The organism is Agrobacterium tumefaciens, from assembly GCF_005221325.1.
Classification (GTDB): Bacteria; Pseudomonadota; Alphaproteobacteria; order Rhizobiales; family Rhizobiaceae; genus Agrobacterium.
In genome coordinates this window covers 2574864-2585437 of the sequence record NZ_CP039888.1, presented here as the reverse complement: position 1 = coordinate 2585437, position 10574 = coordinate 2574864, and the positions used below count along the sequence as shown (strand labels likewise).

Below are 10574 nucleotides of genomic sequence, written 5' to 3'. Positions count from 1 at the left end.
AGAACAAGAATGACGGTTCATTTCATCGGCGCCGGTCCGGGTGCCGCCGATCTCATCACGGTGCGCGGGCGCGATCTTATCGCCGCCTGCCCGGTCTGCCTTTACGCCGGTTCGCTGGTTCCAAAGGCCCTCATCGATTATTGCCCGCAGGGTGCACGCATCGTTGATACGGCAGCACTTTCGCTTGATGAGATCGAGGCGGAGTTCGTGGCGGCCGCCAAGGCTGGCAAGGATGTGGCGCGGCTGCATTCCGGCGATCTTTCCGTCTGGAGCGCCATGGGCGAGCAGATACGCCGGCTGGAGCGCCGGGGTCTCGATTATACCGTAACCCCCGGTGTCCCCTCCTTCGCCGCCGCCGCTGCCACCCTGCAGCGGGAGCTGACGGTGCCGGAAGTGGCGCAGAGCCTGGTGCTGACCCGTATTTCCGGCCGCGCTTCAAAAATGCCTGATGGTGAGACATTGAAGGCTTTCGGCGCGACAGGCGCGACACTCGCCATTCATCTCGCCATTCATGCCATCGGCAAGGTGGTGGAAGAGCTGACGCCGCTTTATGGTTCCGATTGCCCGGTCGCCATTGTCGTGCGTGCCTCCTGGCCGGATGAACGGGTCATTCGTGGCACGCTTTTCGATATAGAGGGCAAGCTTGCGGCCGAGCCGGTGGAGCGCACGGCGCTGATCTTCGTCGGGCGTGGTCTGGCCTCGACGGATTTCCGCGAAAGTGCGCTTTATAGCACCGACTATGTGCGCCGGTTCCGGTCTCCGAAGGAGGATGCTGCGGGCTGATGCGACGGCGTGGAGGCGGTGCGCCCTTTGAGCGCGCCCTGACGGTCAAACACCAGAATATCGAGCGCGATCGCCGGCGTCTTCAGGGCCGCGGCGGCAGTTACCCAGGCTTTTTCCGCAACGATCGCGCCGAGGTCTATCCCCGCGCGTTCGGCCAGCTGAAAGGCGTGCGCGACCATGTTGGCCTCACGAATGGCAATGGCGAGATTGTCGTCCCCTCCCGCCTCCGTGGCCAACGCCGCCAATGCTTCAAGGTCGGCAAGACCTTTCTTGGAATGCACATCGAGCATGCCCTGGGCGAGCTTGGTCATCTTTGCAACACCACCGGCGATGGTTACCCGCTCGACCGGGTGGCTGCGCAGATATTTGAGCATGCCGCCGATGAAATCACCCATGTCGATCAGAGCGGTTTCCGGCAGGTCGTAAACTGCTTGGCCTGCCTTCTCGGATGTATTGCCGGTCGCGCCCAGTACATGGGTGCAGCCGGTCGCGCGGGCCACATCGATGCCGCGCCAGATGGAGTGAATCCAGGCCGAGCAGGAAAAGGGAATGACGACGCCGGTGGTGCCGAGAATGGAAATGCCGCCGAGGATGCCGAGCCTGCCATTCAGGGTTTTTTCTGCCAGCTTCTCGCCGTCACGGACGGAAATCTCGACTTCGAAATCGGCATCCTCGCCGGCCACTTCGCGAATGGCGGTCTCGATCATCCTGCGCGGAACGGGGTTTATTGCGGGTTCTCCCGGTGGCAGGGGCAGGCCCGGCCTCGTGATCGTTCCGACGCCTTTCCCAGCCCTGAAAGTGATGCCGCTCCCCGGTTCACCCCGTCTGACCGTACTTTCGATCAGTGCGCCATGGGTGACATCGGGATCGTCGCCTGCATCCTTGACGACGCCGGCGCGGGCAAAGTTTTCGCCTTTTTCCTCGGTGGCGAGGGAAAATGCCGGCCTCGCACCGCTTGGAAGTTCGACCTCGACAGGGTAAGGAAACTCGCCGGTCAGAAGGGCGGCGCAGGCCGCCTTCGTGGCGGCTGCCGCGCAGGTGCCCGTGGTCCAGCCGCGGCGAAGGGTCTTTCCATCCGTTTCCATATGAATTCCTATAGCCGGGACGGCTTTTTCCGTCATCGTTAAAAAGCAGCCAAGAACAATGTCGATACCGCAGATTTTGAACAGCATCGCCGCAAAAGGTCCGGCCTTCGAAGCCGGCCACGTCTGGCTCGCGGGCGCGGGGCCGGGTGATGTGCGTTATCTGACGCTCGAAGTGGCGCTTGCGCTGTCGCAGGCCGATATCATCGTGCGCGATGCGCTGGTAAGCGACGATGTCGTGGCGCTCGGTCCGCAGGCGGAGATTGTTTTTGCGGGCAAAAGGGGCGGCAAGCCCTCCGCGACGCAGGATGATATTACCGCTTCGTTGATCGATTTCGCCCTGCAGGGCAAAAAGGTGCTGCGGCTGAAGGGCGGCGATCCCTTTATTTTCGGGCGCGGTGGCGAAGAGGCGGAGGCGCTTGTCCATGCCGGCATTCCGTTTCGCATATTGCCGGGCATGACTTCATCATTCACCGCGCTCGCTTCAGCGCGCATTCCCGCCACCATGCGTGGTATCAGCCGCGCAGTGACGCTCGCCACGGGTCATGCAGCGGGAACCGAAGAGGATCTCGACTGGCTGGCGCTGGCGAAAACGCAGGAACCCATCGTTGTTTATATGGGGCTGAAGAATATCGGCGCGATTGCCGGTCTTCTGATGCAGGGTGGGCGTTCGGGAAAAACGCCGGTCGCTGTCATCATGTCGGCAACCACTGCGCAAGAGCGGATTTTCATCGGCACATTGCAAAGCATAGCTGACGATGCAAAGCGGGAAAATTTCGAAGCGCCGGCTTTGATCGTTATCGGCGAGATTGTTTCGATGCGGGATCGTCTTGGAGTGTCCGGCTCATGACGGCGCGGGCAATCATCATCGGCGCGCCGCGCTCCGGGTCCGGCAAGACCAGCGTGACCATCGGCCTGCTCCGGGCCTTCGCCCGACGTGGCATCAAAGTGCGCGGCATCAAGACGGGGCCGGATTACATCGATCCCGGTTTTCATGCCTTCGCCACCGGCACACCCGGTCTCAATCTGGACAGCTGGGCCATGCAGCCGGACCTGCTGCGACATCTGTTTTCGCAGCAGACCGAGGGCGCGGAACTCATTCTCATCGAAAGCGCCATGGGCCTGTTCGACGGTATTCCCGTGGCGGAAAACCGCACCGGCTCGGCGGCGGATCTGGCGCGGCTGTTCGGCATTCCGGTGCTGCTGGTGCTGGATGTCTCCGGCCAGTCGCAGACGGCAGCTGCCATTGCGCATGGTTTTGCCCACTACGATCCTGATGTCACGATGGGGGCGGTGGTATTGAACCGGGCCGGCAGCGAAAGGCACCGGACGCTGTGCACGGAAGCCATCGAAAAAATCGGCCTGCCCGTTGTCGGCTGCGTTCTACGCGATCCTTCCCTCATCCTGCCGGAGCGGCACCTGGGGCTGGTGCAGGCGAGCGAACATCCGGAAATCGATTCCCATATAGACCGGCTCGCGGATGCTATGGAAAAATCCATCGATCTCGATGCCTTGTTTTCGCTCGCCGCGCCGGTGAACATGTCCTCGGGTTCGGTGGAGGCGGCTATAGCGCCTCCCGGCCAGCGCATTGCACTGGCGGAGGATGCGGCTTTCACCTTCCTTTATCCGCATCTCAGGAAGCATTGGCGTGCGGCCGGGGCAGAGATCGTGCCGTTTTCGCCGCTCGCCGATGAGGCACCCGATGAGAGCTGCGATATCTGCTGGTTGCCGGGCGGCTATCCCGAGCTTTTTGCCGGAAGACTCGCCGGTGCTGCCGGCTTCAAGGCGGGTATTGCCCGTTTTGCAGAGACAAAGCCGGTGCATGGCGAGTGCGGCGGTTACATGGTGCTCGGTGAGCGGCTAGAGGATGCAGAAGGCGTGACCCATGCCATGACTGGTCTCTTGTCGCACGCCACGAGCTTTGCGACACGCAAGATGAATCTCGGCTACCGGCAGGCCACAATCGCGGCAGATGGCCAGCTCGGCATGGCGGGGGATGTTCTGCGCGGCCATGAGTTTCATTATGCCCGGGTCACCGATCCTGGCCGTGATCAGCCCTTCGCCCAGATTGCTGACGGGCAGGGTCGCCCGCTCGGGCCATCGGGCGGCAGGAGAGGTTTTGTCTCTGGCACGTTCTTCCACGCCATCGCCAAAGGCGGTTGATCGTTTGCGGTTCCGGCAGGGGGGGGGGGACGTGCGGCAAAGTGGAGCAAGCTGCGAAAGTTTCTAGGCTGCTATCACGGGAAAGTGCTATAGGTCTTTCTATGGGATATGGAAAAGCGGAGTTAGCTCCGGCGATCTATATCCGGTGAGTGCGACGGGCGCGAAAACCTCTTCATATTTTCCGGCCCGAACCTGCTATCGCGCATTTTATTTCGAGCGTGCCTACCATGATGAAACCCGGATTTTTTCTCTCTGCCGCTCTCGCTGCAGCCATTCTGCTGGCCCCTTTGGGCACTGGGCTCGGTGGCATCGCTGCCCATGGCGGTGAGGATTATGCGACGCTGGAAAAGCTTGGCGCGGTCCTGTTCGACGATCCCAATCTTTCGATGAACCGTACCATGGCCTGCTCCACCTGCCATATGCAGGCGGCCGGTTTTTCCGATGCGCGGGAGAGCGAAAAGGTCGGGCGGGATGTATCGCTTGGCGATGACGGGACTTCTCTTGGCGACCGCAACGCGCCAACCGCTGCTTACGCGAAGTTCACGCCACCTTTCGGCAAGAACGCGGCGGGAGAGTATGTCGGCGGGCAATTCTGGGATGGCCGCGCGTCCCTGCTGGAAGATCAGGCGGGCGGGCCGCCCCTCAATCCCGTCGAAATGGGCATGCCGGACAAGGCGGCTGTCGTGAAACGGCTCAGGGAGAACCCGGAATACGTCGCGGCCTTCGGCACGCAATTCGGCAAGGATGTGTTCCAGAACGACGACACCGCCTATGCCGCGATGACCAAGGCGCTGGCGAGCTTCGAGCGTTCGGACGAGTTTTCCACCTTCGATTCCAAATATGACCGCTTCCTGCGCGGCGAAGAAAAGCTGACCGATCAGGAGGAGCTGGGCCGCGTTCTAATTTCGTCTACGCAGTTCACCAATTGCAATACCTGCCATGAAATCCGTGGCGCCAAGGGTCTGGAAGATGGCCTCTTCACCAACCACAAATATTTCAACATCGGTGTTCCCGCCAATACATCCGTCAGGGCTGTGAACGGCTCAAAGCCGGATGCTGTCGATCTGGGTCTGGCGCAGAATCCGGCAGTCGCCGGTGATCCCGCCCAGCGCGGCAAGTTCAAGGTGCCGACGTTGCGCAACGTCGCCGTGACTGGTCCCTATATGCACAATGGCGTGTTCAAGGACCTGCGCACAGTGGTGCTGTTCTATGTAAAATATAAGAGTAAGAAACCCAGCCGTCAGATCAATCCGGAAACGGGCAAGACATGGGATGCGCCCGAGGTGCCCGAGAATATCGCCCTGACGGAACTGACATCCGCGCCGGCGCTGGATGACAAGCGCGTGGATGCCATCGTGGCTTTTCTGAAGACGCTGACCGACCGGCGTTACGAGCATCTTCTGCCAAAGGAGGACGGGCAGACGGCGGTGCCCCCTGCCCAGCCCGTTTCAAGCGTTACGCCGAAAGCGCCTTGAATTCGGCGAGAACCGCGTCACCCATCTCGGATGTACCGACCTGACGGCAACCATCGGCCATGATGTCGGCGGTTCGGATGCCCTTGTCCAGTACGTTGGCGATCGCCGCCTCGAGCTTGGTGGCTTCATCCACCATGTTGAAAGAGTAGCGCAGGCACATGGCGAAGGACGCGATCATGGCGATCGGGTTGGCAATGCCCTTGCCAGCGATGTCAGGAGCCGAACCGTGTACCGGCTCATACATGGCCTTCCGCTTGCCGGTCTTGGCGTCGGGTGCGCCGAGCGAGGCCGAGGGCAGCATGCCGAGCGAGCCTGTCAGCATGGCCGCCACGTCGGACAGCATGTCGCCGAAGAGGTTGTCGGTCACAATCACGTCGAACTGCTTGGGCTTGCGCACCAGCTGCATGCCGCCGGCATCGGCCAGCATATGCTCCAGCTGCACGTCCTTGTATTTGGCGGCGTGGGTTTCGGTGACAACCTGGTTCCACAAAACGCCTGATTTCATGACGTTGCGCTTTTCCATCGAGCACACGCGGTTATCGCGGGTGCGGGCCAGTTCGAAAGCGACGCTGGCGATGCGTTCGATCTCGAAGGTGTCGTAGATTTGCGTGTCGATGCCGCGCTTCTGGCCGTTGCCGAGATCGATGATCTGCTTCGGTTCACCGAAATAAACGCCGCCCGTCAGCTCGCGAACGATGAGGATATCGAGGCCCTCGACCAGCTCCGGCTTCAGCGAGGAGGCGGCGGCAAGTGCGGGATAGCAGATGGCCGGGCGCAGATTGGCAAAAAGTTCGAGATCCTTGCGCAGGCGAAGCAGGCCGGCCTCAGGGCGATGCTCATAGGGAACGCCATCCCATTTCGGACCGCCAACGGCGCCGAACAGGATCGCATCGGCGGCAAGCGCCTTTTCCATATCCGCATCGGAAATCGCGACGCCGTGGGCGTCATAGGCTGAACCGCCGACGAGGCCTTCCGAAACGGTGAAGCCGGCATTGTGCGCACTGTTCATATATTCGATCAGCTTGCGGACCTCAGCCACGGCTTCAGGGCCGATACCATCACCGGGCAGCAGGAAAAGCGAACGGACTGTCATGAGAACCCTCCTTGGGCGGCGCGCCGGAAAACATCATGAAGGGTTTTCGATGGCGGCGAACGCGGCGTCAAACTCGTTCCGTCCTGCGCATGCCAAGTCGTATCGCAGCTGGACGGGATCGAGGGCTTCTTATCTCCGCCTCAAGGGCTTTTCAAGCAAAGCAAAAGCCGATCCGGTACGGTTTGGTACGGGATCGGCTTTTTGAACAGCGGAAATGTGGTCAGGCCCAGGGGCGGACCGAGGCGTTCGCCTTTTCGAACGTGTCGATGGCGCCGGCATGTTCCAGCGTCAGGCCGATATCATCGAGCCCGTTCAGCATGCAGTGTCGCTTGAATTCGTCGATCTCGAAGGTAATCGTGCCGCCATCAGGCCCGCTGATTTCCTGGCGTTCCAGATCGATGGAGAGAACTGCGTTCGAGCCGCGCGAGGCGTCGTCCAGCAGCTTTTCGAGGTTCTCGGGGCTGACGACGACAGGCAGGATGCCGTTCTTGAAACAGTTATTATAGAAGATGTCGGCGAAACTGGTGGAGATGACGCAGCGGATACCGAAATCGAGCAGTGCCCATGGTGCATGTTCGCGCGAGGAGCCACAGCCGAAATTGTCACCGGCAACGAGAATCTGGGCGTTCTGGTAGGCGGGCTTGTTCAGCACGAAATCGGGATTGGGCGAACCGTCTTCGAGATAACGGGATTCAGCGAAAAGACCCTTGCCAAGACCAGTGCGCTTGATGGTCTTCAGATAATCTTTCGGAATGATCATATCGGTGTCGATGTTGACGACCGGCATGGGCGCGGCGACGCCCGTCAGCTTGGTGAATTTTTCCATCTGTCGCTTCCCGTGTTTCCCTTGAACAGAATCCGGCACTGACAAAAGCCTGCCGGATGTTCTCTACGGGGAAATACTGCAAATCTCGGCGCTTTAGAAGCGCAAACCCGCGTTCTTCGGTACGCCTCGTCGGACGTTCTCGCATCCTGACCGGATTAAACCACCTCAGAGATCGATAATCGTGCCCTTGCCGTCGTTCCAGACGCGCATGTCGCGCTGGTTACGGGGCTTGACCGGAATGGGGGCCGGCTTCAGACGCGCGGAAAGCAGGCGGGCAGCACTTAGGACCGCGAGCACGCCGATGAAAGCCACCGTAAGCGACGCTGTGAAAAGAGCGACGATCGCCAGAATTGCAATGCCAGATGCGGCGATGAAAAACGAACGTATGCCTTGCATGATCCAAACCTTTCTATCCAGACGAATGTGGGCCTTCTTCTTCCGGCTTGCAAGAGGATTCAGTGGATTGTCAGCTTGCAGATGTCACAAAAGCTTGACACAAGTGCGGCATCGTCAATTTTTCCGAAAATATTTCCGTGAGACCACGTCGTTCCTTGCTGTCAGTTCCGGCCGTCAATGTCCGGGCACTCGAGAAAATCCGGGAGCTCGACTGTGATGGCGTGATCCTCGATCTGGAGGATTCGGTCGCGCCCGATATGAAGGGCGAGGCGCGGAAAAATCTGGAAAAGCTGTTTTCAGATCCGTCTTTCGACGGGAAGGAAACCGTTATCCGCATCAATCCGCTCTCGACACCGGATGGAAAGGCGGATCTGCAGCTCGTGCTTTCCTGTCGGCCAGATGCGGTTTTATTGCCGAAGGTGGAGCAGCCTTCCGATATTCATGAGGTGGCCGATCTTCTGGCCGAGGCGGATGCGCCCGAGCATCTGAAAATCTGGGCGATGATCGAAACCCCGCTTGGTGTGTTGAACGCCGCCTCGATTGCCGACGCGGCCCATACGCCTGATGCCCGGCTTGCCGCTTTCGTCATCGGTCTCAACGATCTGCGCAAGGAAACGCATGTCCCGCGCCTTCCCGGCCGCACCTATCTTGTGCCGTGGATGATGCAGGTGGTTCTTGCCGCGCGGGCCTATGGGCTCGATGTCATCGACAGCGTCTCGAATGATTTCCGCGATATCGAGGCTTTCGAAGCTGAATGCGAGCAGGGGCGCGCCATGGGCTTCGATGGCAAGATGCTGATCCATCCGGCCCAGGTCGAGGCGGCCAACCGGCACTTCGGCCCGGATAAGGCTGCTGTGGCTGAAGCCCGCGAGATCATTGCCGCTTTCGCAAAACCGGAATCTGTGGAATTGAACGTCATCAACATGAATGGTCGCATGATAGAACGGCTGCATGTGGGGCAGGCCGAAAGGCTGGTCGCCATGGCCGATATCATCACACAGAGAAAGGCAAGAAAGACGTGAAGGTCTATCGTTTCATAACCGGTCCGGACGACTCCAAATTCTGTCATCGGGTCACCGAGGCGCTGAACAAGGGATGGGAACTTGCCGGCTCACCGAGCTATGCCTTCAACGCCGCAAGCGGCGTCATGCATTGCGGCCAGGCCGTGACCAAGGTGGTCGAGGGCAAGGAATACCATCCGGACATGAAGCTCGGCGAGCAGTGAACGGCGGACGCCGCCCCGATCAGCGATCGGCGGCGGCCTCGTCGGCGCTTTCCTCGATCCGCTCCATGTCATCATCCGACAGGCCGAAGTGATGGCCGATCTCGTGGATGAGGACGTGAGTGATGATATCGCCCAGCGTTTCCTCGTTCTCGGCCCAGTAGTCGAGAATGGGGCGGCGATAAAGCGTGATGCGGTTTATCATCTCACCCGTTTCCATGGTGAAACGTTCGGAGATGCCGCGTCCCTCGAACAATCCAAGAAGGTCGAAGGGGGTTTCGAGCGCCATGTCCTCGAAGACTTCGTCGGTAGGGAAATCCGCGATCTCAATGATGAGATCCTTCGTCAATGCGCGGAATTCTTCTGGCAGGTGGCCATATGCCTCGATCGCAAGCGACTCGAAGGCGGAAAGTGTCGGCGCGTGGCGGTCCCGCCAATCGTCGGTCTGGTCTATGCGGGCCATTTCTGCTCCTTGTTGAAGGCCCATATAAACACTTGCTGCGCAAATTTCGAGACCTGACTGCTTCACCTGCCGAAAAAGCATGAAATTCTTGGCGTTACAGTTACTTTTCAAGCCGTCGTCATCTTGACATAAACAGGCGTCTCGCGTAATCGGCACCCAAATTGATGGCGTAGTGCGCCTTCCGTTTATTCCGTCCTTCAAAAGGCGGCTTCACCGGCAGATATTCAAAGGGACATTCTGTCCCGACGGGTTTCTACCAAATTCCGACTGATAAAAAGACGGCCAGCTTGCATTTGCGGGCAGAGCCGGAACGAACATGAAAGGATAACAAATGTTCGCAGTCATCAAGACCGGCGGTAAGCAGTACCGCGTAACGGCCGACGCCGTGCTGACCATCGAAAAGCTGGAAGCAGAGGCAGGCGCAACTGTAGAATTCACCGAAGTTCTCGTTGTTGGCGAAGGCGCCGACGCCAAGTTCGGTGCTCCCTTCGTCAAGGGTGCGATCGTCAAGGCTGAAGTTGTCGAGCACAATCGCGGCAAGAAGGTCATCGCCTTCAAGAAGCGTCGTCGTCAGAACTCCAAGCGTTCGCGCGGCCATCGTCAGCATCACACTGTCGTCCGCATCACGGACATCGTTGCTGCCTGATCGGCGCGACACGGGAAACAAGGTTTAAAGGAGAACTCCAATGGCACACAAAAAAGCTGGCGGTTCCTCGCGTAACGGTCGCGATTCCGAATCCAAGCGCCTTGGCGTAAAGAAGTTCGGCGGCGAAGCTGTCATTCCAGGCAACATTATTCTGCGCCAGCGCGGCACGCAGTGGCATCCGGGCGCCAATGTTGGCATCGGCAAGGACCACACGATTTTCGCACTGACCGCAGGTAACGTGAACTTCCGTACGAAGGCCAATGGCCGCGTATTCGTATCCGTGGCTCCGAAAGCGGAAGCCGCAGAATAAGCCGGTAAGCGTCATATGCAGCCGGTGTCCCATCGACCCGGCTGAGACGTATCAGGTTCAGTCAAGAAAACAGGGGAGATGGGGCACCACCCAACTCCCCTTTTTCTTTACCCCC

General features: G+C 59.6%; 13 protein-coding genes. 8 read left to right on the top strand and 5 right to left on the bottom strand.

Features of this window, described 5'->3' with window-relative positions; translation table 11 throughout:
* Nucleotides 1–9 precede the first annotated feature (9 nt).
* Complete coding sequence (cobM, locus tag CFBP5499_RS13185) at nucleotides 10–783, top strand: precorrin-4 C(11)-methyltransferase (protein ID WP_080827027.1); 774 nt, start codon at nucleotides 10–12, stop codon at nucleotides 781–783.
* Here cobM and CFBP5499_RS13180 read toward each other — a convergent pair.
* Nucleotides 738–1868: a cobalt-precorrin-5B (C(1))-methyltransferase gene (locus CFBP5499_RS13180; RefSeq protein WP_175416723.1), complete on the bottom strand. Its 1131-nt coding sequence runs from the start codon at nucleotides 1866–1868 to the stop codon at nucleotides 738–740. The two genes, cobM and CFBP5499_RS13180, sit on opposite strands and share 46 nt — an antisense overlap.
* Nucleotides 1869–1926: 58 nt before the next feature.
* Between CFBP5499_RS13180 and cobA the strand changes: the two genes are divergently transcribed.
* The 3 genes from cobA (at nucleotide 1927) to CFBP5499_RS13165 (ending at nucleotide 5503) form a co-directional block, all read left to right on the top strand.
* Complete coding sequence (gene cobA / locus CFBP5499_RS13175) at nucleotides 1927–2715, top strand: uroporphyrinogen-III C-methyltransferase (RefSeq protein WP_080827028.1); 789 nt, start codon at nucleotides 1927–1929, stop codon at nucleotides 2713–2715.
* The gene (locus CFBP5499_RS13170) at nucleotides 2712–4028 is read left to right on the top strand and encodes a cobyrinate a,c-diamide synthase (protein ID WP_080827029.1); all 1317 of its coding nucleotides are present in this window, start codon (nucleotides 2712–2714) and stop codon (nucleotides 4026–4028) included. The genes cobA and CFBP5499_RS13170 overlap by 4 nt, the downstream gene beginning before the upstream one ends.
* 227 nt (nucleotides 4029–4255) lie before the next feature.
* A complete protein-coding gene (locus CFBP5499_RS13165) occupies nucleotides 4256–5503 on the top strand; it encodes a cytochrome-c peroxidase (protein WP_130932495.1) in 1248 nt (415 codons plus the stop codon).
* Here the strand turns inward: CFBP5499_RS13165 and leuB are convergent.
* From leuB to CFBP5499_RS13150, 3 genes are all read right to left on the bottom strand, one after another.
* Nucleotides 5484–6596 (bottom strand): 3-isopropylmalate dehydrogenase, encoded by a 1113-nt coding sequence (gene leuB, locus CFBP5499_RS13160; protein WP_080827030.1) that lies wholly within the window; start codon nucleotides 6594–6596, stop codon nucleotides 5484–5486. The genes CFBP5499_RS13165 and leuB overlap by 20 nt on opposite strands.
* A gap of 220 nt (nucleotides 6597–6816) precedes the next feature.
* Nucleotides 6817–7422, bottom strand: coding sequence for a 3-isopropylmalate dehydratase small subunit (leuD, locus tag CFBP5499_RS13155; RefSeq protein ID WP_010972565.1), 606 nt, complete (start codon nucleotides 7420–7422; stop codon nucleotides 6817–6819).
* 165 nt (nucleotides 7423–7587) lie between these two features.
* Entirely contained in the window at nucleotides 7588–7818 is a 231-nt protein-coding gene (locus tag CFBP5499_RS13150) for a hypothetical protein (RefSeq protein WP_020809819.1), read from the bottom strand.
* A 110-nt stretch (nucleotides 7819–7928) separates the two neighbouring features.
* Between CFBP5499_RS13150 and CFBP5499_RS13145 the strand changes: the two genes are divergently transcribed.
* Nucleotides 7929–8840 (top strand): HpcH/HpaI aldolase/citrate lyase family protein, encoded by a 912-nt coding sequence (locus CFBP5499_RS13145; RefSeq protein ID WP_175416786.1) that lies wholly within the window; start codon nucleotides 7929–7931, stop codon nucleotides 8838–8840.
* Nucleotides 8837–9043: a DUF1737 domain-containing protein gene (locus CFBP5499_RS13140; protein WP_003492695.1), complete on the top strand. Its 207-nt coding sequence runs from the start codon at nucleotides 8837–8839 to the stop codon at nucleotides 9041–9043. Before CFBP5499_RS13145 ends, CFBP5499_RS13140 begins: the two co-directional genes overlap by 4 nt.
* Nucleotides 9044–9062: 19 nt before the next feature.
* Here CFBP5499_RS13140 and CFBP5499_RS13135 read toward each other — a convergent pair whose 3' ends face one another.
* Nucleotides 9063–9503 (bottom strand): metallopeptidase family protein, encoded by a 441-nt coding sequence (locus CFBP5499_RS13135; protein WP_080827549.1) that lies wholly within the window; start codon nucleotides 9501–9503, stop codon nucleotides 9063–9065.
* Nucleotides 9504–9834: 331 nt separating this feature from the next.
* On the opposite strand from CFBP5499_RS13135, the gene rplU reads away from it, so the two are divergent.
* On the top strand, nucleotides 9835–10149 hold the full coding sequence (gene rplU, locus CFBP5499_RS13130) for a 50S ribosomal protein L21 (protein WP_080827032.1): 315 nt from the start codon (nucleotides 9835–9837) through the stop codon (nucleotides 10147–10149).
* A 40-nt stretch (nucleotides 10150–10189) separates the two neighbouring features.
* The gene (rpmA, locus tag CFBP5499_RS13125; protein ID WP_003492686.1) at nucleotides 10190–10459 is read left to right on the top strand and encodes a 50S ribosomal protein L27; all 270 of its coding nucleotides are present in this window, start codon (nucleotides 10190–10192) and stop codon (nucleotides 10457–10459) included.
* Nucleotides 10460–10574 lie beyond the last annotated feature (115 nt).